Below are 25,130 nucleotides of genomic sequence, written 5' to 3'. Positions count from 1 at the left end.
CCTTATTCGATTGCACTACCGACCTCTTTCACTGACTCCTTCTCGTTCTCTGTATCAATGATCCAATCTCTGCCTACAGTTATTCCAAGATATTTCTCGTCACTAGGCTCAAGGATCTCTGCTTGAGAGTACTTCTTAAACCACCAAAACTTTGCAAGTAGATAATAAGAGAGAGCTCCAACAAGAAAACCAACTAAGAAAGAATAAGTAGATAGATAGTACGCTGCTACTCCTCCAATAATCCAGGCGATCAAACCAGCGAGATTAACCCCATAAGCGTAGCGGAATTGTCCATGATCTTCATAAAGGTCTGGCACATTCACCCTTCTTTTTCTCAAAACGTAATAGTCACAATACAATATGCCGATAATCGCTGACAAAATGCCGCCGACTACTAGTAAGATCGGTATAAGAATATTGAACAAGCTCCACGGCTGTACGACGGATCCTACGATACCAGCGATGAATACACCTGCCCAAAAAGGAACTTTTGGTCCTCCTACGTTGGAGAAAATCGTAGCTGCTGGCACAAGGTTAGCCGATACATTTGTCGACCATTGTGCTAATACGATCATCAGTAGCAAGATGCCTAAGATAAGTCCCGTGGCAGCTTCTTGCAACGCAACGACTGGATCATAGTTTGAAACTGCAATATAAGAAACTCCTCCAATGATTATCATGAACGTTTGTGTTAGCGGTAATGCGATTACACTTCCGATCAACGTCCCTTTATTTCGTTTCAGCCAGCTTCTCTCAAATTGAGGAGCTTTGATGAAACGTGAGATTGAAGGAATATCTGCTGAAATCGTCGCCCAAAACCCCATGTTGCTAAAAATTACGACTAAAAATGCTGAGACAGCTGCTCCTCCCGTTACGGGACTCTCAATCCAGCTCCAGACTTCTCTACCTTGTGCTAGAGCTTGATCAGAGAGTGAGATATACATCCAAACCGAAATAAGAATGATTACTGGAGCAGCAAGATCTGCGAACCTTTCGACAGCTTTTATGCCAAGGGACGTATTCACTAGCTGAACAGTGGCGAAAAGTAAGAAACATACGAACCAGTTATCAAAACCGAACAAAACATTTAAGATGGCATTCATGGCAGTTGAACCAAAATACGTGTTGATTCCAAACCAGAACGAAGCAGCTAGTCCCCTCACAATCGAAGGGATATGTGTGCCAAGGGTGCCAAACGGTGCTCTCATGTAGACTGGAAATGACAGACCGTGTTCGATGCCAATATCTCCGATAATCGTAATAAATAACCCGATCGCAACAGAACCGATTAATGTCGCGATCACAACCCACGTAAGGGAAAGTGATTGTACACCAGCTCCGCCAATCGCAAACGCTGCTAACACCACTGCCATACCGACCCACATCATCGCAAAACCTGTCGTTCCAATCTTCTTATCCTTATGAGCAATTGGCAATAAGTCAGGTGATTTCAAATAGCTTACATCTTTTTTCATTCAGCTATCTCCTTTAACACTGCTTATTGTATTGTGATGGTTTTGTCTGTCTTTTGGCTAAACTGTCCGTATTTTGCGCGCTTCACATACTGTCCAGATCCCGGTGTGCCTACGAATTGTTTATTCTTGATGACATACTCTCCTCTTACAAGAACAGAAATAGGCTCGCCCGTTACTTCCATTCCTTCGAAAGCATTATAATCAACCGCCATATGGTGCGTTGATACTGATAACGTTCGCTTTATTTCAGGATCGAATATTACGATATCTGCATCTGCTCCTACGGCAATCGAACCCTTATTTGGAAATAGTCCAAAGAGCTTAGCAGACCGTGTAGACGTAACATCAACGAACTGATTTAAAGAGATTCTTCCTTTTACAACACCTTCAGAGAATAAGATACTAAATCGATCCTCAATCATCGGTCCGCCATTTGGGATTTTTGTAAAATCATCTCGCCCTAAATCTTTTTGTCCTCTAAAATCAAATGAGCATTGGTCGGACCCAATCGTCTGAAGTTCACCTATTCTTAACGCATTCCATAACGCGTCTTGATTCCACTTTTCTCTAAGTGGCGGACTCCATACATACTTCGCACCTTCAAAGTTAGGTTTCTCAAGATACGTTTGATCAAGAACTAAATATTGTGGACATGTTTCACCGTAAATATCATAGCCTTTCTTTCTTGCTTCTGCGATTTTATCAGCGGCTTCTTTACAGCTCACGTGAACCACATATAGCTGAGAGTTGGCGAGTCCTGTTAGTTGTGCTGCACGACCGGTGGCTTCCCCTTCGACTTCAGGAGGTCTTGTCAGTGCATGGTAGATCGGTTCAGTTTTGCCTTTAGAAAGGGCATCTTTCGTTAAGTATTCGATGACGTCACCGTTTTCAGCGTGCACCATAACTAGAGCTCCAAGCTCTTTCGCAGCTAGAAGCGTTCGATAGAGGGTTTCATCGTCTGATTGAAACACATTTTTATAGGCCATGAAGACTTTAAAAGAAGTAATGCCTTCGTTTTTTATAATTTCCGGCAGTTCCTTCAGTACTGAATCATTGATTTCACTGATCATCAAGTGAAAGCTATAATCGATCACAGATTTATCTTTTGATTTGGCATGCCACGTTTTTACGGCGTCTGCTAACGGTTTACCTTTCTCAGTCAAACAGAAATCGATAATAGAGGTTGTCCCACCAAATGCTGCTGCGATCGTTCCTGTTTCAAAGTCATCTTTTGTAACCGTTCCGCCAAACGGCATTTCGAGGTGTGTATGAGGGTCTATCCCACCAGGGAATACGTAGCAACCTTTTGCATCGATTTCCTCTGCTCCATCCTCCTTCAATGAGCTGCCTATCATCGCAATTTTACCGTCTTTGATGAGTAGATCCGCCTGGTAGGTTTCACTTGCAGTAACGATCGTGCCATTTCGAATTATTTTGTTCATGATAACTCCCCTTTACTTTGTTATTTTACTGTCTTTTAACGCACCTAAAAGCGACTGCCGATCGTTCCATGTCATCACAGGTAGTTCATGGGGGACTTCGATCATATCGATCGCACCATCCACTGGACATACGATCGAACATAGATTACACCCAACGCAATCTTCTTCTCTTACACGAAGGATAGGGTTTCCATCCTCATCCTGTAATCGATCGATGCATTGATGAGAAGTATCTTCACAAGCGATATGACACTTATTACAATTGATACACACATCATTGTTGATCCGAGCCACCACGTTATAATTTAGATCAAGATTTCCCCAATCTGAATAGGTTGGTACTGACTTTCCAATAATGTCTTGAATCGATAAGATTCCTCTATCATCGAGGTAGTTTGATAATCCTTCAACAAGGTCTTCGATAATACGAAAACCGTGATGCATAGCGGCCGTGCAAATCTGAACGTTACTTGCACCCATCAACATAAATTCTACGGCGTTCTGCCAGTTAGAAACGCCACCCATCCCAGAGATCGGCACGTTGATACGGCTGCTTCTCGCACACTCACTTACCATGTTTAATGCGATGGGCTTAACAGCAGGTCCACAATATCCACCGTGAGCTCCTTTCCCACTTACATTGGGAATCGGAAGCCATGTATCGATATCAACACCTGCTAAACTATTGATCGTGTTAATCATACTTACGGCGTCTGCTCCACCTCTTACCGCTGCTTCTGCAGTCGCAGTGATATCTGTTATGTTTGGCGTTAACTTAACGATAACCGGTGTTTCAGCGGCTTCTTTCGCCCAGGCCGTTTGCTTTTCTACAAGATCTGGCACTTGACCTGATGCAGAGCCCATGCCACGTTCAGCCATACCATGAGGACATCCAAAGTTTAATTCAAGACCGTCTACCCCTACAGCTTCAACTTTCTTAACGATTTCATGCCATGCTTCCTGTTTAGGTTCTACCATTAACGATGCGACGACAGCATGTTCAGGGAAGCGTTTTTTTGTTTCATAGATTTCTTTTAAATTTACTTCAAGAGGCCGGTCCGTGATCAGTTCGATGTTATTAAACCCAGCTACTCTCTGACCATTAAAGGAAACTGCTGCATATCTTGATGAAACGTTTAGAATGGGGTCACCGAGCGTTTTCCATACGGCTCCTCCCCATCCTGCCTCAAATGCACGCTGCACTTGATATCCTGAATTTGTGGGTGGAGCTGAAGCTAACCAAAACGGATTTGGTGATGTAATTCCAGCAAGGTTTGTTCTTAAATCTGCCATTTTCATTCTCCTCTCTATGCGGAATACATTTCTTTTAAACTTTCGTGTACATGGTACGCAGCTGTTTTTCCTTGCTGAGCAGCTGATACGACCATCGCTTCTCCTTGTCCCTTGCCGAAAATCACGTCACCACAAGCGTAAACTCGTGAATTTGACGTTTGCATGGAATCTTTATTGATCAAAATGACACCATCATGATGAGCTAAGCCTAACTTTTCGATAAGATCAGTGTGACGCTTTTGTCCAATAGCTTTAACTACCGCATCACATTCGATGATAAACTCAGAATCTGGCACTGGCTCTGGTCTTCTCCTGCCGTCACTCGATGCTTCTCCTAACTGCATTTTGACGCATTTTAACCCTTTAACGTTACCATCAGCGTCCCCTACTATTTCGATCGGCTGTGTTAGCCAACGAAATTCAACGCCGTCTTGTTTTGCAAACTCATATTCAAAGTCGTATGCAGTCATCTCTTTCTCAGTACGTCTGTAGATGATCTTTACATTTTCTGCACCAAGCCGTACAGAGCATGTTGCACCATCGATCGCGGTATTACCTGCACCGATCACGACGACCTTCTTGCCTTCTAGATGAGTGGGGAATGGAGAAGATTTTGTACTTCTCACAAGTTCAATCGCATCATGAACTCCGTTAAATGTCTCACCAGGTACGTTAAGATTCGGTACATTCGCCATACCGATTGCAAGAATAACTCTTTCATTTGTTTTAAGAAGTTCATCAAATTCGATATCTTTTCCTACTCTAACTCCTGTATTTATCGTAACGCCGAGTTGTTCGACCTGCTCTACTTCCCATAGAGAAATCTTCTTAGGAAGCCTGAAAGAAACAATTCCGAAAGTGTCTAAACCACCAGCTTCTTTTTCCGCTTCATAAACAGTTACATCATAACCTAGTAATGCTAGCTCTCTCGCAGCAGATAGGCCGCCGGGGCCACCTCCTACAATAGCTACCTTTTTGCCGTTAGGTTCCCCTTTCTTAAATAACACTTGATCGTTTTTAATTGCCCAGTCTGTCGCATACCGCTGTAAATTACCTATCAAGATCGGTTTCGTAGAGTGATTTAATACACAAGCCCCTTCACAAAGCTCTTCAGTAGGACAGACCCTCGAACAACTAGCACCTACAGGGTTCGCTGTCATAATTGTTGTAGCAGAACCTTTCATGTTACCTGATGCGATTTTCTTAATAAATGATGGAATATCGATTCCTGTTGGACAGGCTTTTATACAGGGAGCATCATAGCAATAAAGGCACCTGTTTGCTTCATTTAATGCCTCTTGATTAGAGAGTGGCAACTCAACTTCTTTGAAATTAGCAGTAAACTTGTCAGGTAAAGGCGATTCAACAGTACTCATGAACGTGTCCCCCTTCATTAAAATAAAAAGCAGGTGTATTTCATGCCTACACCTGCTGCTCATTATTACGGTAACAATGACGTCATTTCATTATAGGTTTCCGGTCTTCGATCACGGTAGAACTGCCATAAATCCCGAACTTCACGAATCACCTTCTTATCCACTACTCCGATGATGACTTCGTCTTGATCACGTGATCCGGTTGCAACAAAGTTCCCCCTAGGATCAACGAGATACGATTGGCCATAGAACTCCCCCATGTTCCATGGACCTTCCATACCTACCCGATTGATTGCTCCGAGGTAATAGCCGTTTGCAACAGCATGTGCAGGCTGCTCAAGCTTCCACAAATACTCCGATAAGCCTGCAACTGTAGCAGAAGGATTGAATACGATCTCAGCACCATTCAAACCTAGCAGTCGTGCGCCTTCAGGAAAGTGCCTGTCATAACAAATATAAACCCCTACTTTCCCAAATGCGGTATCAAATACGGGATAACCAAGGTTTCCTGGTTTAAAATAGTACTTCTCCCAAAAACCGTGCCCGTTATCACCAACCGCTACCTGAGGTATGTGCTGTTTGCGATATTTCCCGAGATAGGAACCATCAGCATCAATTACTGCTGCTGTATTGTAGTAGGTCGAGATGCCCTCTCGTTCATAAATAGGAAGGACAATAACGATTCCTAGATCTCGTGCAACAGCCTGAAATCGCTTCGTAGTCGGCCCATCTGGAATTTCTTCTGCAGCGTCATACCACTTTTTGTTTTGCTCAGCACAAAAGTAAGGTCCATAGAAGATCTCCTGTAAACAGACGATCTGTGCGCCACGTTCACTTGCTTCCTGCACCAACTTTAAGTGTTTTTCTATCGCTACCTCTTTATGCTTTTCTACTTCTTCATTTCCATCAACATCGTTTTTAGCCTGGATTAACCCTATTTTTACTGTATCAGACATATGTACGATCCTCCTTTGACCGCCCTCGTAATTGACTGAATTTTCTTTCTATAAAAAGTGTAGAAGATTGTTGTAGATGAAGCACTATACATAATGTAAAATCGTTTCTTCAAAAATCGTTCAAAGTGTCGTAAAAAAAAAGACTCACATAATGTGAGCCTAACCTAAAAATCTGTCATTGTATTTCTTACTTGGAAGCATGCATGAATCTCTTTTACCGAACAATGCATATCTTTTTTTCGCGATCACATCGTACATTTTATCTCTAATGAAGCCAGGAAGAATACGAATGATTCTAATGAAGTTAAAAACGCCCCCTAGTCTTTTACATATGTAGAGAACAGCTCTAGATTTATAATAAACGCGTCCATCAGCAATGACGATGATACTATCTGGTACCTCTTCTACATCAGCATTCTTCAAAAATTCGGCAGCAACTTCCGATTGAAGCGATGCGAATTTGAAAACACTTTGCTTGTCATGCTTCAACATAAACTGAACGAGTCCATTACATAGATTGCATACACCATCGAATAAAATAATGGGATAATTGCGATCAGTCATCAAAACCCTCCTTACATGTTCAATACTTCACATTCCAATCATACCATTTCTTTCTAGTTGTTCTCTATAGATATGCTATAATTTTTCAGGTAACGAAACTATACAGTTAGGATGTTCTTATATGTACCCTACTCAATCACTCAGAGACAAACTAAAATTATTAGTAACCGTTTTATACCCGATCCTCATCACACAACTCGGACTCTACTCGATGAACTTTTTCGACACACTTATGAGTGGAAGAGCTGGTGCAGGTGATCTCGCTGGTGTAGCGATCGGATCAAGTTTATGGGTGCCGGTATTCACTGGATTGAGTGGAATTTTGCTTGCTATCACCCCAATCGTTTCTCACTATATAGGAGCAAATCAAGAAGATCGCGTCTCATTTTCAGTATTACAAGGGATTTATTTATCGATCGCCTTATCAGTACTCATCTTAATAGGTGGAGGAATTGCTTTAAATCCTCTTCTATCGCTAATGGACTTGAACGACCACGTACAACATGTTGCGAAAGGGTATTTAATTGGTTTATCTTTCGGGATTCTTCCCCTTTTTATTTATTCAGTATTAAGAAGTTTTATCGATGCACTCGGTCAAACAAGAACGACTATGATCATTACACTCATGTCACTTCCTATTAACATCTTCTTTAATTATGTATTGATTTTCGGTAAATTTGGCTTTCCAAAACTCGGTGGGATCGGTGCAGGGTATGCTTCTGCGATCACCTATTGGTTCATTTTAATAATCAGCTTATTCTTTATCTTAAGAGTACGCCCATTTCGAACGTTTGACTTGTTTAAACGCTGGTATGGTGTATCACTATCCACATGGATCGAGCAGCTGAAGATAGGAGTTCCAATAGGGTTTTCAATCTTCTTTGAAGTTAGTATTTTTGCGGCAGTTACGTTATTGATGAGTGCATACTCTACAGAAACGATTGCAGCTCACCAGGCTGCGATCAACTTTGCTTCGCTTTTATATATGATTCCATTAAGTATTTCGATGGCATTAACCATCGCTGTTGGATTTGAAGTGGGTGGAAAACGGTTTCGTGATGCTAAAGAGTATGGGTATCTAGGTATTGGATTTGCAGTTGGGATGGCATTGTTATCAGCGTTCATACTGATTTTCTTCAATGATTCCATAGCGGGTTGGTATACTAATGACAAAGAAGTTTTCGAATTGATTAAGGTGTTCCTGATTTATGCTGTCTTCTTTCAACTTTCAGATGCGATTGCTGCTCCGATTCAGGGGGCATTACGCGGTTACAAAGACGTGAACATCACGCTTCTCATGAGCCTCATCTCATACTGGATCGTTGGACTTCCTTCAGGATATGTTCTGGCTAAATTCACTTCATTCGGACCTTATGGGTATTGGATCGGATTAAGCTCGGGCCTCCTTGTTGCTGCGATCACATTGTTTTTACGATTACGCTTCTTACAAAATAGAATGTCCCAAAAGGCATACACATAAAAAAATGCGTCCCGAATTCGGGACGCATTTTTGTTTTAATTATACATTTTTTCAGCTTTAGCCTGTAACGCTTCATCTTCTAGGTATTCATCGTAAGTTGATTCTTTATCGATGACACCATTTGGAGTAATTTCGATCACTCTGTTCGCAATCGTTTGGACGAACTGATGGTCATGACTCGTAAAGATAAGAGAGCCTTTAAAGTTGATGAGACCATTGTTCAGTGCCGTGATCGATTCTAGATCAAGGTGGTTCGTCGGATCGTCAAGTAGAAGGACGTTTGAACCACTAAGCATCATTTTAGAAAGCATACAACGTACTTTCTCTCCTCCGGAAAGGACGCTTGCTTTCTTGTGAACTTCTTCACCTGAGAATAGCATTCTTCCTAAGAAACCACGAAGGAAACTCTCTGTTTGATCTTCAGGAGAATACTGTCTAAGCCATTCTACAAGATTTAGATCCTGTCCTTCAAAGTAATCGGAATTATCTTTCGGGAAGTATGCTTGAGACGTCGTGATTCCCCACTTATACGTACCGCTATCTGCTTCCATTTCACCCATCAAAATCTTCATTAGTACTGTGTTTGCAATCTCGTTTCTGCCAACCAGCGCCACTTTGTCATCCTTGTTAAGACGGAAGCTAACATTATCTAGTACTTTCACACCGTCGATCGTCTTCGTTAACCCGTCTACAACAAGAAGGTCGTTTCCGATCTCACGGTTTGGTGTAAACGCGACGTAAGGATACTTACGAGAAGAAGGTTTAATGTCATCAAGCGTGATCTTATCGAGCAACTTCTTACGAGATGTTGCTTGCTTTGATTTAGATGCGTTCGCACTAAACCTTGCAACGAAGGCTTGAAGTTCTTTAATCTTTTCTTCCTTCTTCTTGTTTTGGTCCTCTTTCATCTTACGTGCAAGCTGACTAGACTCATACCAGAAATCATAGTTACCTACGTAAATCTGGATTTTACCGAAGTCAAGGTCTGCCATATGCGTACAAACTTTATTTAAGAAGTGACGGTCGTGAGAAACGACGATAACCGTGTTTTCAAAGTTGATCAAAAACTCTTCAAGCCACTGAATTGCTTTAAGATCAAGGTTGTTCGTCGGCTCATCAAGTAAAAGGATGTCAGGAGAACCGAACAGCGCTTGAGCAAGCAACACTTTTACCTTTTCAGAACCAGGTAAGTCTGCGAGCTTCTTTTGGTGAAGGTCTTCTGAAATTCCAAGTCCAGTTAGCAAAACTGCTGCGTCAGATTCTGCTTCCCAACCGTTAAGTTCAGCAAATTCCCCTTCAAGCTCAGCAGCCTTCATGCCATCTTCATCAGAGAAATCTTCTTTCATATAGATTTCATTTTTTTCCTTCATGACTTCATATAAACGAGCATGACCCATAATAACCGCGTCAAGCACTTCATATTCTTCGTACTCAAAGTGGTTCTGCTTTAAGACTGCAAGACGCTCGTCTTTCCCCATACTTACGTCTCCAGTTTGAGGTTCAACTTCACCGGAAAGAATTTTAAGGAAAGTTGATTTACCAGCACCGTTTGCTCCGATCAAACCGTAGCAGTTGCCCGGAGTGAATTTAATATTTACATCTTCAAAAAGCTTACGATCACCATACCGTAAGCTAACATCAGTAACGTTAATCATTTAGGTCGTATTCCTCCATCTATAATTAATATACAGGGTATTATAACATGTTCGAGCTCGAATAGATATGAACCTCAACAGATTATGTGATTGGATAGATCCAAAACGATTCTTGCTTAATGAACTTTAACATCTCAGAATTGAGATCGAGTGTGCCATCTTTAAGTCTCGGTACCATCGCTTCTGTTTGCGATCTGTGTGCTTCGATGGTTTTTATTTTCGTTTCCATAACGTCAGTTACGTCGAATACGCGATCTGGTTTCCCTAGTACCTCTTCTCTTTCAGGAGTGATGGGTAAACCATAAATCGTTGGTCGCTTTTCATGTGGTATGCGTTTTACTGCCTCTACAACAGCATGTCCACATGCATCGTGATCCGGATGGATGCCATGCCCTGGATAAAATGTGATGATTAATGAAGGCTGTAGTTCGTCGATCAACCTTCCTATCGACGAGACAAGAAGTTCTGGATCTTCAAACTCTAGCGTCTTGTCTCTAAAGCCAAGCATACGAAGGTCTTTCACACCCATCGCTTTACAAGCATTTAGAAGCTCTTCCTTTCTTACTTTGGGAAGGGTTTCTCTTGTTGCGAAAAATGGATTTCCCATGTTCCTACCCATTTCTCCAAGTGTGGCACATGCATAGGTTACAGGTACACCATCTTGTACAAATTTCGTCATAACGCCGGCTGTCCCAAACGCTTCATCATCTGGATGAGGAAATATCACTAATACTTGCTTTTCCATTTTTTCTCCCCCCTTATTCAAACGGTGTATGGCTGAGTTGAACAGCAATAGCTAATCGTCCGCTATCATCGTGACCAGCCATCAGAAGTCTTCCTTTATTATCGAGTTGATAGTCTGTTAACCCTTCAGCATACATCCAACCTTCATCTAATTTAAAGCCGATTCTGTAAGGACCTGCTCCTGCGATCTTAACGTTTGTAAATCGAACAGAACCGTTCCTTATATATGCACCTACAGATAGTTTTTCTTTATTTTGTGCTGCATAGGCACCGCTCGTTGTTTCAAGGTGCAGATAAACTTGTTGATTCTCAAATTTTTCAAGTAGTTCTTGTACGTGTTTTATTTGTATTGCCTTCATGATATTTGCTCCTTTTTTAAGGCAGATTAACTAAAACTAGTATAGCTCATCTCTTCTTTACGGTAAAACGATACACAACCGACAGTTTGCAAAAAGGTGTTATTAGACAAGATAGGTTTTATTCCGTTATAGTTAACTGTTGAATGTATGCGAAATTGATTTATGCGGAGGGAACGGCAATGAATATCAATGAAGAATATAACATCCCGAATGAAATAAAAGAAAGAATTGAAAAACGACAAAAAGAAGCGAGCGATACCGACTCCTATTTAATAGGTTCAAAAGGCTATACAGCCCCTGACTCATCAATCGTAAAGGACGCAGTAACAGCATTGATTTTAGGAAAAAATGTTCTATTAAAAGGTCCGACTGGTGCTGGTAAAACAAAACTCGCAGAGCTCATCAGCTACATGTTTAACCAACCGATGTATTCGATCAACTGTTCAGTTGATTTAGATGCTGAAGCACTCCTAGGATATAAGACATTGTCTTATGACGACCAAAACAATGCTCATATTACGTTTGTTCCTGGACCTGTTGAAAACGCGATGAAAAAAGGACAGCTACTCTATATCGATGAAATAAATACCGCTAAAGCGGAAACGCTACCGATTCTGAACGGAGTACTCGATTATAGACGAATGGTATTGAATCCTTTCACAGGAGAAACGGTTAGAGCAAAAGAAAACTTTGGCGTAATCGCTGCGATCAACGAAGGTTACATTGGAACCGCACCACTAAATGAAGCTTTGAAAAACCGTTTCATCGTCATCGAAGTTCCATACTTAGAAGGTAAAGCCCTTAAAGAGATGCTACAAGATCAATCGTTACTTTCTGAATCGACCCTACTCGATTACTTCGTTACGCTATCTTCTGATCTTCAATCAAAAGTAATTGATGGTCAGATTTCAGAAGAAGCCGCTTCTACCCGTTCTTTACTAGATGCATGTGATCTTACGACTTACATGGAACCAAGAAGAGCCATCAAACGGGCGATTACAGATAAACTTGAGGATGAACGGGAAAAAGCAGCAGTTGAAAACATTGCAGAAACGATCTTTGGTCGCTATCAGGAGACAACATAAATGAAGTTTTTAAATTTTGCTGAGAATCAGACGGATCCTTTTCTGCACCTCTCACTGTCTGATCTAGCAGAAACCTTGAGTAAAAGCGAAATCGACGTACAATTTGCCTTTCATTCTTACTATAGACCTGAAGAAGGTTTAGTTACTGTGAGCCATTACTGGAACGATATTTTTGATGGTTCACAGTTTGATGGTATGAAGAGCGATGTCTATTTACGCTCACTTGGTAACGTGCACAATACCGATTATGTAGAAGTTGACAAGTATCTTTCCAACCTACACAGTCAATCATATCCGCTATTTCGAAAGCAATTGTTTTCTCTTCTAGAAGATATACGTCTAGAAGCGATTTGTATTAAAAGAAGACCTGGGACGGCTTACGCTTTTGAAGCGAGAACACGTTTATTTCAGAAGCGTTTTAGAGGAAGGATGGAAGTTCACGTTCGTCAGCAGCAGCATCTTGATGCGCTTTTCTGTGCAATCTACCTTCAAGCAATCGGCAAGCCAGTTGCATTGAACGACCACTTATCGCCTTATAAACCTTATATCAGGCATATGATTACTGAAATAAACAAAGCAGGGAGTACTGCGGATGTAGCTAAACTCGCTGAACTGTTTTCTGATGAATTGAGCGGAGATTTAAAGGAAATGACAACCGAGTACCTTACGATGTATGGAAAGTCTTCTAAACCGGAAATTGTCACGGAAGAGCAAGCTCCAGAGCTCAAAAATGAGGACACACTAGAAACGAGCGATAATGAAGACAAAGAGTCTCATGATGAAGAGTTGAATACTTGGCATGAAGAACAAGAGCAAGAAGGGTCTAACTTCCTTCAGTTCGATCTAGAAGAAGGTGCGAAATCAGATCTCATCGGTGAAGGTGAGCGGAAAGAAGAGTCTGGAGATCAAGCCTTTGTTAGTGTACAAGGTGCTTCTAAACAATCTGAAGGAAGTCAGTTTGATGAAGAAGAGATTTTGAAAAACAATAATACCGCCTCATCTTCAAAAGAAGCACCGCTTGGTGAAGCAAACAAATTCGTCAAAGAACAGCAACGTGAATCAGAAAAACCTACTGAAGATGAGAAGGCAGCGTACCGTACTGCTAAAGGTGAAATTCAGTATGCTGAGAAATCACTAAGAAGCGCTATTCAAAAAACGATCGAACAGAAACAGATCGCTCCAAGAAGTGATTTACACTTTGGACGATTGAACAGAAAACTCCTTAGACTCGTAACAGATGAGAACCCAAGACTATTTTATAAGAAGAATGCACCAAGCACTAAGCTTGATGTGACCTTTTCCCTCTTAGTCGACTGTTCTGCTTCTATGTATGACAAGATGGAAGAAACACGGCTTGGCATCACGCTCTTTCACGAGACGCTGAAGGGGCTTGATATCAAGCACTCGATTACGGGATTTTATGAAGATGCATTTGAAGCAGATGATGAACAGCAGCCGAACACTCTTTTTAACGTGATCGACTACAACCGCTCTACTCTTCCTAATGTAGGTCCTGCTATTATGCAGCTCGAACCAGAGGAAGATAATCGTGATGGCTATGCGATTCGTAAAGCCGCTCAGGAATTACAGAACCGTCATGAAAAGCATAAGATTCTCATCGTCTTCACAGATGGTGAGCCTTCTGCTTATGATTATAGCGAAAATGGAATTATCGACACGCATGAAGCAGTTAACAACACTAGGAAGCAAGGGATTGAAGTGATCGGTGTCTTTCTTTCAAATGGTGAACCACAGGAGAAAGAAAAAAACACGATGAAGAACATCTATGGAACGCAAAGCCTTGTCATTCCTTCTGCTCAAGATATTCCTGCTTACCTCACACCACTGTTAAAACGCTTGTTATTGCGATTTGTATAGTTATCAAAAACGCGTCCGATTTGGACGCGTTATTTCTTTAGCTGCTTATAAATATCAACGAGTTCTTCAAGACTCATCCTGACGAGACCACTTGTTGAAGGAGCGACGAAATCTCTTGTGCCTTCAACCTGATTATGCTGTTGAAACCCCCAACTCACTTTTTTAATTCCTGAAAACTTTTGGTATACACCTTTTCCAACGAAACAATTTATTCTTGGTCGATATAGCTTGATTTTTTTGAGGAGCTGTTTTCTGCCTCGGTTGTAGTCCTCAGTCGTTAATTCTTTAACACCTCTTGTCGGCCGATCAACAATGTTTGTCAAACCATATCCGTATCGTAGCAATCGACCGTCTTCTTCTGGTTTTAGCTGCCGGTCTGTTAATCCTGAACGGTATAATACTGAGTAAAACCGATTCGTAGGGTTTGCATAATGGTGCCCTACTTCTTCTGATTTAAGCCCAGGGTTAAAACCTATGAAAAGGATTTGTAAGTTCATATCAAGGTGATCGGGAAGCATAGCACCCCTCCTATAGTTCTATAATTCCGTAATGAAACTTTGAAGTTTTTCGGATTTGCTGGTCAAACCCTAGTTGATCGAATCGGTCGCTTTTCCAGGAATCTTTAAGTACGATCCTTTTCCTTGCTACGCGTTTCGCTTCTTTTACCATCTCAATCGTTAAATCATCGTATATCGCTACGTTTCGAATGCCTTGTACACCGTCAGACTGAAGGATCGTCTCTTCAAACATAGGGTCAAAGTAAACCACGTCATAGGCGTTATCTGGAATGGTAGGCAATACTTCTTCATATCTTTTTAACGTTATCGATACTCTGCTCATCGCCGCGTCTATTTGTTCGTTACCCGTACTCCACTTCTTCAATCCTTCTTTGAGTAAAATTCCAAGTAATGAACCCTCGCATGCATCTACTATGCCACTCGAGCCCGTTGCTAAGCTCCCTACGATACTATCTGAAGCTAGTCCTGCTGTACAGTCCAGTAAGCTCATTCCTTCCTTTAATCCACAAGCTTCAACAAATGGATCTCTATTTCCTTTCATAAGGGACTTGCAGCGGAACATAGCTGAGTTTGGGTGAAAGAAGATCGGCTCTTCGCTATCTACATATAAAACTAACTTGTTATTTCCAACTACGAGGATTGGTTGTTGAGTCTCGTTTAAAAGTTCGTTTACGGAACGTTTTCTTCTATTTATGTAGTGACCATTATAAGTATGTGCTAATCGTTTTGCTTCTTCTATGGAGGAAGAGGTAGGTCTTCCTGCTGTAGTATAGATCATGTTCTAACCTCTTTTCTATCTAACTATCATACAATAAAATGTCTAAATAGAAGAGGACAAAAAGAGGTACAAGTAGTTAGTTAAAAAAAGCAGTCTGCAGACTGCTTTTTTTTAGAATTTAGAATTATACCATCGAGCCGCTTCCTCGACCTCTTGTTTTGTCAGTTGGTGGCCCATCCTCTCCCAGTGAACGGTTACGGCTGCTCCTGCCTCTGTAAGGATGTTTCTCAATTCGACCGTTTCTTCTGATGAACAAATTGGATCATTTTCCCCTGCACCGATAAAGATCGGTGTATTGGTTAAATTTGATGTCAAACCACGAATCGGAACCATAGGGTGATGTAAGATCGCTGCTCTTAGAGAATTGCTATCATGAAGAAGTAAGCTTCCTGCAATATTCGCTCCGTTTGAATATCCGATCGCGATCACGTTATCTCGATCAAAACCGTATTTCTTTGAAGCATCGGTAATAAAATCATTTAATTCTTTTGTACGCTCTACTAAGTCTTTTTCGTCAAAAACGCCTTCAGCTAGTCTTTTGAAAAACCTTGGCATGCCGTTCTCAGACACGTTTCCTCTTACACTTAAATAGGAGTTCTCTGGTGCTATGAGGTTTGCGAGTGGTACAAGATCTTCTTCTGTACCGCCTGTTCCATGTAGGAGCAGCAGTGTTGGTTTCGTTGAGTCACCTTGTTTAAAGATGTGTTTCATACTTCATCACCTTCCAGTACTCTAGCTTCAGCTGGTTCTAATACACGTTCAATCTGCGTCCTTTTCTCTTCTAACCATGGAGGCAAGAGAAGGTTTTTCCCCATTTCTGTTGGGTCTTCATCTCTTGCAAAACCTGGAGGGTCAGTAGCGATTTCAAATAGTATGCCGCCTTCCTCTCTAAAGTAAATCGCATTGAAATATTGTCGGTCGATTACAGGCGTAGGCTTGTAGCCTTTCTCTTCGATATGTGTTCTCCAAGATTCATGATCTTCAAAATCATTTGCTCGCCAAGCAATATGATGAACTGTACCAGAACCGAGTGACCCTGCTTGGAGCCTTGTTTTCTTTACATCTACGGTGTTTCCTATCGTGCCGCTCGATTTAAATCTAACAAAGTCTCCTTCTTCAGCCACTCGTTTAAAACCGAGTACTTCTTCCAATACTTTATTTGTAGCTTCAGGGTGACCTGAAAGAAGTGTGGCACCTCCAAAGCCTTTTATTGCATGTGAAGAATCGACACCGCCAAAGCTCCATGTGTTCCGTTCACCTTCTTCTCGTTCAACGAGTTCAAGATGTAACCCATGTGGATCATCAAACTCTAATACACGTTCACCAAATCTATTTCGTTCACTGTTGGTGACATTAAATTTATCTAATCGCTGTTTCCAAAAAGCTAAGCTTCCTTCTGGAATGACAAAACTCGTAACACCTACTTGTCCGGATCCTATCTTGCCTTGGTGCGCATTTGACCATGGGAAGAATGTCATGATCGTGCCAGGTGCTCCTTCCTCATTACCAAAATACAAGTGATAAGTACCAGGATCATCGAAGTTTACAGTTTTTTTAACTAAACGTAAACCTAAAACGCCGCTATAGAAATCAACATTTTCTTGAGGGTTTCCTACGATAGCCGTTATATGATGTATTCCAGTTGTATGCTTCATAATAGACATTCTCCTTTACTAGTTATGGTTGCAGTGATTCCCTTTATTTGAATCAATTAATCTTCAAGTTATCTTTAATTCGAGATATTTGACTTAAGTGTATTAAACTTTATCACTACTGTCAAATGTTTTGGATTCCGTGTATAGGACAACCCTCTATTACACCATGCTAGTAGTAAAGGAGTGATGTTATGCTAAGTATATATGAGGCTTTAACCATCATGATCAGTTTTTCTGCCCTGGTACTCGCCATCGTTCACTCTAAAGATCGATCGTCCTAAAAAAACAGAAAACCACTCCTAACCAGGAGTGGTTTTCAAAGCTTGTAGAGGAACAGCTCAGCCGTTCCTTTTAGTGTGCTGAAAAAGTCTCGGTATTGCTATGAGAGTAGTCGATATTCTCAACTCCAATTAAGGTTTATGTTGAGTAATGGTTGGTCAGAATCTCCAAACTCGTCTGTTAACCATTGGGACGGAAAGTTCATTTTGAACTTATCCACTTCAAGTAGGAGAGACGATCGCGAACTCCTGCGGTCGTACGGGCGGCCGAGACCGAGGTGTGGGTTTCACCTCGGGCTTGGACGTTCGTCCGCGGAAAGCATGCGATCGTCATCGACTACGGCATCGGGAGCACCGAATTATGACATACTCGACAAGCTGAGAAAACCGCTCCTAACAAAGAGTGGTTTTCAAACTGTTATGGCAACACAGTTTTATTCATAAGGTAGCGATCGACTTCTCTAGCGACACCTCTGCCTTCATTGATCGCCCATACGATCAAGCTTTGTCCTCTTCGAACATCACCGGCTGCAAAGACGCCATCGATATTTGTTCGATAATCGTCAAACTCAGCTTTTGCGAGTTTTCTATCGTCCTGTTCGACCTCGAAATGTTCAAGTACCCCTTCTTCAGGTCCAGTAAATCCGATTGCGATCAACACAAGATCGACCGGCCATACTTTTTCAGTACCAGGTAACTCTTTCATAAACACGTTACCGCGCTTATCGACGTGTTTTTCAATCGTAACGGTATGAAGTTCTTTTACATTACCATTTTCATCTCCAACAAATTTCTTCGTCATGATGGAATATTGTCTCGGATCATCTCCGTAGTTTGCTGCAGCTTCCTCGTACGCATAGTCAAGCGTGAAAATCTTAGGAAATTCAGGCCACGGATTATCAATCATTCGATCAGCAGTAAGCTGAGGGTGCTTACCGAATTGGTGGACACTCTTACAGCCGTGTCGTAAAGAAGTCGCAACACAGTCTGCACCAGTATCTCCCCCGCCGATTACGATGACATGCTTATCTTCAGCTGATACGTACTGCTTATCTTCAAGCTTCGAGTCTAGTAAGCTCTTTGTATTTTTCTTTAGGTAATCCATCGCATAGTGAATGCCACCAAGCTTTCTTCCTTGTATTGGCAAATCGCGATGTTTTTGAGCACCTGTACATAGAATGACAGCATCATGCTGGTTCTTAAGCTCTTCTCGAGAAATATCTTCACCGATTTCAGTATTTGTAACAAAACGCACGCCTTCTTCAGCGAGGAGCTTCACTCTACGTTCGACTAATTCTTTGTCTAGTTTCATATTTGGAATTCCATACATTAGCAAACCACCGATACGATCATCACGTTCATAAATGGTTACTGAATGTCCTGCTTTGTTCAATTGGTCTGCAGCTGCTAAACCAGCTGGTCCTGATCCAACTACTGCAATTTTCTTCCCTGTTCTCTTCTTAGGTGGTTTCGGAACCATCCACCCTTCCTTGAACCCACGATCGATGATTTCTTTTTCAATACTTTTGATCGCAACAGCATCACTAGGGATAGCTGCTACACAGGCACCTTCACAAGGAGCGGGACACACTCTACCTGTAAACTCAGGAAAGTTATTCGTTTTTAAAAGACGATCAAGCGCCTCTTTCCACTTTCCTTCGTAAACAAGGTGGTTCCACTCTGGGATAAGGTTATAGAGCGGGCATCCAGAGGCATTGCCGTTTAATTCGATACCAGAGTGGCAGAACGGAGTGCCGCAGTCCATGCAGCGAGCACCCTGTTCTTTCAGTTTTTCTTCAGATTGAGGTAGCTGGTACTCTCCCCAATCTTTCAATCTTGTCAATGGATCTCGTTCACTAATCTTTTCTCTCGGATAGTCTATGAATCCTGTTGGTTTACCCAAACAAATACCTCCTTATACCGGTTCCAGATCGCTTACTTTTGTCGGCTTGACATTACCGTTCTTAGCCTGCTGGAACACTTCCAGTGCTGCATCATCATCTTTGTATCCTTGTTCTTTTAACTCTTCTAGTGAAGCTGTAATCTTCTTAAATTCTTTCGGAATTACTTTAACAAATTGACCTACGAATTCATTCCAGTTCTGTAAGATCCGAATTGCTTTTGGACTATCAGTATTATAGGCATGTTCCTGTACTAGCTTTTTCACTTCAAGAATCTCTTCATAATTCGTTAAGGATTCCATATGCACTAATTCAGGATTAACATTTTCGAGAAAAGCGTTTTTGTTGTCACTCAGTACATACGCGACTCCACCTGACATTCCAGCTGCAAAGTTCTTACCAGTTGATCCAAGTACTACGACACGGCCGCCCGTCATGTATTCACAACCGTTGTCGCCAATGCCCTCAACAACAGCTTTCACGCCACTATTTCGTACGCAGAATCGTTCGCCGGCAAGACCACTGATATATGCTTCACCAGATGTTGCACCATAAAAGGCAACGTTTCCGATAATTGTATTTTGATCTCGTTCAAATGTAGAGAGCTTTGAAGGATGGATGATCAGTTTACCACCTGATAGTCCTTTACCAACGTAGTCGTTCGCGTCTCCTTCGAGTCTCATCGTTACGCCATTTGGAACAAAAGCTCCAAAGCTTTGACCAGCTGATCCATTGAAATTCAACTTAATCGTTTCTTCAGGTAACCCCTCTTCACCATAGCGTTTTGTGATTTCATGACCAAGCATTGCACCCGCTACGCGATTCGTATTGTGGATACTGAACGTTCCTTCGAAAGACTTCTTCTCTTCGATCGCTCCTAAACAAGCTGGAATAATAGAAGTACGGTCGAGTGCTGCATCAAGGTTATGATCTTGGTTTCGTTGATGGAACGTACCAACTTCATCAGACATGTGAGGGCGATATAGCAATGGTTCTAAGTTTAAAAACCCTGCTTTCCAATGTTCCTTTGTTCGACGACTCACTTCGAGTACATTCGTCTTTCCAATCATTTCTTCTATCGATCTGAATCCAAGTTCAGCCATAATCTCACGAACTTCTTCAGCTATGAATGTTAAATAGTTAACAACATGATCAGGGCTGCCCATGAATTTCTTACGTAATTCTGGGTTTTGTGTAGCGACTCCTACAGGACAGGTGTCGAGGTGACACGCTCTCATTAAAATACAACCAAGAACAACGAGAGGTGCAGTAGAAAACCCGAACTCTTCCGCGCCAAGTAGCGCCGCCATGACGACGTCTCGTCCAGTCATCATCTTACCGTCTGCTTCTAAAACAATGCGATCACGTAGGTCATTCAGCACTAGGGTTTGGTGTGTTTCAGCTAATCCTAATTCCCATGGTAATCCTGCGTGCCTAATACTTGTTCGAGGAGAAGCACCGGACCCACCTTCATAGCCACTTATAAGAATGCAATCTGCCAATCCTTTAGCAACTCCAGCTGCAATCGTACCAACGCCCGCTTTCGCAACAAGTTTTACACTGATGCGAGCTGAAGGGTTTGCATTCTTCAAATCATGAATTAACTGTGCTAAGTCTTCAATCGAATAGATGTCATGGTGAGGAGGTGGGGAGATCAATCCTACACCTGGAGTCGATCCACGTACTTCAGCAATCCATGGATATACCTTCTTACCAGGTAGTTGACCACCTTCACCAGGTTTAGCACCTTGTGCCATCTTAATTTGAATTTCATCCGCATTTGTTAAATAGTGACTAGAAACACCGAATCGACCAGAAGCAACCTGTTTGATCGCACTTCTACGAAGGTCACCATTTTCATCTGCTTTGAAACGGGATGGATGTTCACCACCCTCACCACTATTACTTTTCCCTCCGATACGGTTCATCGCAATCGCAAGCGCTTCATGTGCTTCTTCGCTGAGTGCACCATAGCTCATCGCGCCCGTTTTGAAACGTCTAGTAATTGATTCAACACTTTCAACTTCCTCGATCGGAACAGAGCCGTTCGATTGAAAATCAAAAGCCTGCCTTAAATATGTTAAGTTTTCTTCATGTGCCATCGACGAGAACGTTTTGTAGAGCTCATAATTATTGCTTCTTGCTGCATGTTGAAGGGTGTGAATCGTTTTTGGATTGAAAGAATGATGCTCTCCTCCCCTTCTCCACTGCATGTCACTTCCTGTTTCAAGCGTTACATCCTCATATTCAGAGTCGTGATATGCGAAATGATGTCTTAGTAAAGTTTCCTTAGCAATTACATCGATTGGAATCCCATCGATTTGAGATGCTGTGCCAGCAAAGTAGCGGTCGATGACTTCATTACTAATTCCGATCGCTTCGAAGATTTGAGCACCTCTATAGCTTTGAATCGTGGATATACCCATTTTAGACATCACTTTAACGATTCCTGACGTTGCAGCATCAATATAGTTATCGATCGCATCTCTGAATGAGAATCCTTGAATTGTGCCGTCACTCAGCATATGAGCGATGGATTCGTATGCTAGATAAGGATAAATCGCATCAGCACCATAACCGATCAACATAGCGAATTGGTGAACATCCCTTGCTTCGCCTGTTTCGATAATAATACTCACTTTTGTTCTAGTTTCTTTCTTGATCAAGTGATGGTGTAGCCCACTTATTGCCAATAACGAAGGGATTGCCGTCATATCTTGACCTACACCACTATCAGATAAGACGAGAATACTCTTTCCATTTTGTATCGCACGATCAGCCTTTTTAAATAGTGCTAAAAGTGCATGCTCCATTTCCGTTTCTCCACGTGACGGATCAAACAATAAGTTAAGTGTTTCAGCCTGCATACTTTCATCATGAAGGTTCTGGACTGCATCAAATTTACCCTTTGTCAGAATTGGTGTTTCGAGGCGAATTCTTCTGCAGCTTTCTTTATCTGTATCGAGTAAGTTTCCTTCTGGTCCTAATAACGTCATCGTTGACGTGACGGATTCCTCACGAATAGAATCGATCGGTGGATTTGTTACTTGTGCAAACAGTTGCTTGAAATAGTTAAATAATAGCTGTGGACGATCCGACAACACTGCAAGTGGAACGTCATTCCCCATCGAACCGATCGGATCTTTCTTTTCCGTAACCATCGGTGCAATGTTCTTCGTTAATTCTTCATACGTGAATCCAAATGCTCGTTGTATCTGAACGAGTTCTTTTTCGTTCCTTAACTCTAGATCAACTTCCTCAGACGTGAGACTCATCAAATTATTAGTCAGCCATTCACGGTACGGGTATTCAGTTGCGATTTCTTCTTTGATTTCCTCATCGTAGACTAGTCTTTTTTGTTCAAAATCCACCATCAGCATTTTTCCTGGGCTTAGGCGGCCTTTCTCAATGATTTTTTCCTCATCTATTTCGATGACCCCAACTTCTGACGAAAGAATGAACGTGTTATCATCAGTAACGACATATCGAGCAGGACGTAATCCGTTTCGATCTAGCATCGCTCCAATCTGACGACCATTCGTGAAGGCAATTGCTGTAGGACCATCCCATGGTTCCATCAAACAACTATGGTATTCATAAAACGCCTTCTTCGGATCTTGCATCGTCGTATCTTTATCCCAAGGCTCAGGAATCATCATCATCGCTGCGTGTGGAAGTGATCTTCCTGATAAAGTTAAAAACTCCAAGCAGTTATCAAGTGAGGAAGAGTCACTTCCATTTTGACGAATAATCGGTGCGATCTCTTTCATGTCGTCTCCGAACACATTTGATTTCAATGCGCCTTCACGCGCTCTCATCCAATTTACGTTACCACGAAGTGTATTGATTTCACCGTTGTGAATTAAATAGCGGTTTGGATGCGCACGATCCCAGCTTGGAAACGTATTCGTACTAAAACGTGAATGCACCATTGAAAAAGAAGATGTAAAATTCGGATTTTTCAAGTCGAGATAAAACTGATCAAGCTGTTCTGGTGTTAACATTCCTTTATAAACGATTGTATCTTTTGAAAAACTAGCCGCATAATATTTCGTTTTCGCTAGTTGTGGATCACGGGAAACTTCTTTTTCTGCTTTTTTACGAATCACATAAAGCTTTCGTTCGAACGCTTCTTCAGAGATATTACCTTTTTTAATGAATACCTGTCTGATGACTGGTTGAGCAATCCGTGCTGCTTCACCAATTGTTGATTCATCGATTGGAACTTCTCTCCAACCCATTAACTCTTGGCCTGCATCTTTTATCTCATTCTCAAGAATCTTTATAGCTCGTTGGCGAAGATGATTATCTACTGGCAAGAACATCATGCCTACACCGTAAGCGCCTTTTTCCGGTAAATCAAAATTCGTTTCACTAGCAAAAAATTCATGAGGAATTCCTAGCATAATACCTGCACCGTCACCCGTGTCAGGATCGCTTCCCTGCCCTCCGCGGTGATCTAGCTGGCGTAGCATATAAATTCCTTTTTCGATGATGCTGTGCGCCGGCTCATTATTCATATCTGCAATGAGTCCGATACCACATGCGTCATGTTCATGAATCGGATCGTACAATCCTTGCTTTTCCGGAAAGTTACTTCTAACCATAATCCCACTCCTCGCTCTTATCACAAATCGCCATGGTTTATCTCTTTACCGCCATAACGTCTTAATTGTTTAAATATTCTACATTTATTGTACGTTGCATGGACTCATGCTTTCAATATATAATTTAGATATAATTAATCTAATATTGATATGAATTAAAGAAAGGGTTGCATAATATGGAGTTACGGCAGCTATATTACTTTATGGAAGTGGCTAGACGAGAACATGTAACAGAAGCTGCTACCTCACTTCATGTTGCACAGTCAGCTGTAAGTAGACAGATTTCAAACCTAGAATCAGAACTTGGTGTTCAGCTGTTCTTTCGTGAAGGAAGAAACGTAAAGTTGACGCAAGTAGGACACATTTTCAAAGATCATGCTGAGACTGCTATTGCTGAAATTGAAAGAGCGACACAAGCTGTTCATGAATATTTAAATCCCGAAACTGGAACCATTCGTGTGGGATTTCCAAACAGTCTTGCAGCAAAAACCCTTCCCACTGTAATTTCTGCATTTAGAAATGAGCATCCAAGCGTTGGGTTTCAACTTCGTCAAGGTTCCTTACAAGAATTAACTGAGGCAGTCAGTAAAGGCGAAATTGATCTAGCTTTCGTCTCACCTGTCCCGAAAGATCGTACAGATGTAGAAGGTCATATATTCTTTACAGAGAAGCTTCTCGCCCTCCTTCCGTTTAATCATCCGTTAGCTGATAATCCAATGGTCAGGCTCGGCCAACTCAAGAACGATCCTTTTGTACTGTTTCGTTCTGGATATGCGTTACATCATCTCGTTACTTCAGCATGTCAGCAAGTAGGCTTTAAACCTCGTATCGCGTTTGAAGGGGAAGACATCGATACGATTAAAGGCCTTGTTGCGGCGGGACTCGGAGTGAGTCTGCTGCCTGAAATCACGCTTTCTGAACAATTACCACCGGAAACGGTGAAGATTGAGCTATCCGAGCCCAATGTAACGAGAACAGTTGGGGTAATCATTCCAGTCGGAAGAGATCTCGCTCCATCCGAAAGGAAGTTTTTTGAATTTCTTACCCATTTTTATGAAGTTCTTAACCGCTTTGGCCAATAAATAG

The 25,130-nt window shown here is 41.8% G+C and carries 20 protein-coding genes; 5 read left to right on the top strand and 15 right to left on the bottom strand.

Annotation, left to right across the window (positions count from 1 at the left end; translation table 11 throughout):
* Window positions 1-2 precede the first annotated feature (2 nt).
* From ACXAHI_RS02990 to ACXAHI_RS02965, 6 genes are all read right to left on the bottom strand, one after another.
* Window positions 3-1,475, bottom strand: coding sequence for an NCS1 family transporter (locus ACXAHI_RS02990; protein WP_474845823.1), 1,473 nt, complete (start codon window positions 1,473-1,475; stop codon window positions 3-5).
* Window positions 1,476-1,498: 23 nt separating this feature from the next.
* On the bottom strand, window positions 1,499-2,917 hold the full coding sequence (hydA, locus tag ACXAHI_RS02985; RefSeq protein ID WP_474845821.1) for a dihydropyrimidinase: 1,419 nt from the start codon (window positions 2,915-2,917) through the stop codon (window positions 1,499-1,501).
* Between the two features lie 12 nt (window positions 2,918-2,929).
* Window positions 2,930-4,210 carry an NAD-dependent dihydropyrimidine dehydrogenase subunit PreA gene (preA, locus tag ACXAHI_RS02980; protein ID WP_474845819.1) on the bottom strand — a complete coding sequence of 427 codons (1,281 nt, stop codon included), beginning with the start codon at window positions 4,208-4,210 and terminating at the stop codon, window positions 2,930-2,932.
* Between the two features lie 14 nt (window positions 4,211-4,224).
* On the bottom strand, window positions 4,225-5,586 hold the full coding sequence (locus ACXAHI_RS02975; protein ID WP_474845817.1) for an NAD(P)-dependent oxidoreductase: 1,362 nt from the start codon (window positions 5,584-5,586) through the stop codon (window positions 4,225-4,227).
* A gap of 65 nt (window positions 5,587-5,651) precedes the next feature.
* Entirely contained in the window at window positions 5,652-6,542 is an 891-nt protein-coding gene (locus tag ACXAHI_RS02970; RefSeq protein ID WP_474845815.1) for a nitrilase-related carbon-nitrogen hydrolase, read from the bottom strand.
* Between the two features lie 159 nt (window positions 6,543-6,701).
* Window positions 6,702-7,106 carry a thiol-disulfide oxidoreductase DCC family protein gene (locus ACXAHI_RS02965; protein WP_474845813.1) on the bottom strand — a complete coding sequence of 135 codons (405 nt, stop codon included), beginning with the start codon at window positions 7,104-7,106 and terminating at the stop codon, window positions 6,702-6,704.
* Window positions 7,107-7,227: 121 nt separating this feature from the next.
* On the opposite strand from ACXAHI_RS02965, the gene ACXAHI_RS02960 reads away from it, so the two are divergent.
* Complete coding sequence (locus ACXAHI_RS02960) at window positions 7,228-8,586, top strand: MATE family efflux transporter (protein WP_474845811.1); 1,359 nt, start codon at window positions 7,228-7,230, stop codon at window positions 8,584-8,586.
* Window positions 8,587-8,621: 35 nt separating this feature from the next.
* On the opposite strand, the gene ACXAHI_RS02955 is transcribed toward ACXAHI_RS02960, so the two are convergent.
* From ACXAHI_RS02955 to ACXAHI_RS02945, 3 genes are all read right to left on the bottom strand, one after another.
* Entirely contained in the window at window positions 8,622-10,241 is a 1,620-nt protein-coding gene (locus ACXAHI_RS02955) for an ABC-F family ATP-binding cassette domain-containing protein (RefSeq protein ID WP_474845810.1), read from the bottom strand.
* An 82-nt stretch (window positions 10,242-10,323) separates the two neighbouring features.
* On the bottom strand, window positions 10,324-10,986 hold the full coding sequence (gene bshB2 / locus ACXAHI_RS02950; RefSeq protein ID WP_474845808.1) for a bacillithiol biosynthesis deacetylase BshB2: 663 nt from the start codon (window positions 10,984-10,986) through the stop codon (window positions 10,324-10,326).
* Window positions 10,987-10,999: 13 nt separating this feature from the next.
* On the bottom strand, window positions 11,000-11,344 hold the full coding sequence (locus tag ACXAHI_RS02945; RefSeq protein ID WP_474845806.1) for a YojF family protein: 345 nt from the start codon (window positions 11,342-11,344) through the stop codon (window positions 11,000-11,002).
* Window positions 11,345-11,523: 179 nt separating this feature from the next.
* Here ACXAHI_RS02945 and ACXAHI_RS02940 point away from each other — a divergent pair, with 179 nt between their 5' ends.
* A complete protein-coding gene (locus ACXAHI_RS02940; RefSeq protein ID WP_474845804.1) occupies window positions 11,524-12,429 on the top strand; it encodes an ATP-binding protein in 906 nt (301 codons plus the stop codon).
* Entirely contained in the window at window positions 12,430-14,307 is a 1,878-nt protein-coding gene (locus ACXAHI_RS02935) for a vWA domain-containing protein (RefSeq protein WP_474845802.1), read from the top strand.
* A 29-nt stretch (window positions 14,308-14,336) separates the two neighbouring features.
* Here ACXAHI_RS02935 and mug read toward each other — a convergent pair whose 3' ends face one another.
* The 4 genes from mug to ACXAHI_RS02915 all read right to left on the bottom strand — a co-directional run bounded on the left by mug (window position 14,337) and on the right by ACXAHI_RS02915 (window position 17,261).
* Window positions 14,337-14,825, bottom strand: coding sequence for a G/U mismatch-specific DNA glycosylase (gene mug, locus ACXAHI_RS02930; RefSeq protein ID WP_474845800.1), 489 nt, complete (start codon window positions 14,823-14,825; stop codon window positions 14,337-14,339).
* A gap of 10 nt (window positions 14,826-14,835) precedes the next feature.
* Window positions 14,836-15,603: a class I SAM-dependent methyltransferase gene (locus ACXAHI_RS02925; RefSeq protein WP_474845798.1), complete on the bottom strand. Its 768-nt coding sequence runs from the start codon at window positions 15,601-15,603 to the stop codon at window positions 14,836-14,838.
* A gap of 111 nt (window positions 15,604-15,714) precedes the next feature.
* Window positions 15,715-16,314 (bottom strand): alpha/beta hydrolase, encoded by a 600-nt coding sequence (locus tag ACXAHI_RS02920; protein ID WP_474845796.1) that lies wholly within the window; start codon window positions 16,312-16,314, stop codon window positions 15,715-15,717.
* The gene (locus tag ACXAHI_RS02915) at window positions 16,311-17,261 is read right to left on the bottom strand and encodes a ring-cleaving dioxygenase (protein WP_474848052.1); all 951 of its coding nucleotides are present in this window, start codon (window positions 17,259-17,261) and stop codon (window positions 16,311-16,313) included. Before ACXAHI_RS02915 ends, ACXAHI_RS02920 begins: the two co-directional genes overlap by 4 nt.
* 188 nt (window positions 17,262-17,449) lie before the next feature.
* Here ACXAHI_RS02915 and ACXAHI_RS02910 point away from each other — a divergent pair, with 188 nt between their 5' ends.
* Window positions 17,450-17,539 (top strand): putative holin-like toxin, encoded by a 90-nt coding sequence (locus tag ACXAHI_RS02910; protein ID WP_270182131.1) that lies wholly within the window; start codon window positions 17,450-17,452, stop codon window positions 17,537-17,539.
* Between the two features lie 415 nt (window positions 17,540-17,954).
* On the opposite strand, the gene ACXAHI_RS02905 is transcribed toward ACXAHI_RS02910, so the two are convergent.
* Complete coding sequence (locus ACXAHI_RS02905; RefSeq protein ID WP_474845794.1) at window positions 17,955-19,439, bottom strand: glutamate synthase subunit beta; 1,485 nt, start codon at window positions 19,437-19,439, stop codon at window positions 17,955-17,957.
* A gap of 12 nt (window positions 19,440-19,451) precedes the next feature.
* A complete protein-coding gene (gene gltB / locus ACXAHI_RS02900; protein WP_474845792.1) occupies window positions 19,452-24,044 on the bottom strand; it encodes a glutamate synthase large subunit in 4,593 nt (1,530 codons plus the stop codon).
* Window positions 24,045-24,220: 176 nt separating this feature from the next.
* On the opposite strand from gltB, the gene gltC reads away from it, so the two are divergent.
* The gene (gene gltC / locus ACXAHI_RS02895; protein ID WP_270182128.1) at window positions 24,221-25,126 is read left to right on the top strand and encodes a glutamate biosynthesis transcriptional regulator GltC; all 906 of its coding nucleotides are present in this window, start codon (window positions 24,221-24,223) and stop codon (window positions 25,124-25,126) included.
* Window positions 25,127-25,130: the final 4 nt, after the last annotated feature.

It is taken from the genome of Anaerobacillus sp. ABD4_527 (assembly GCF_056160805.1).
This window is presented reverse-complemented; position numbering and strand designations above follow the sequence as displayed.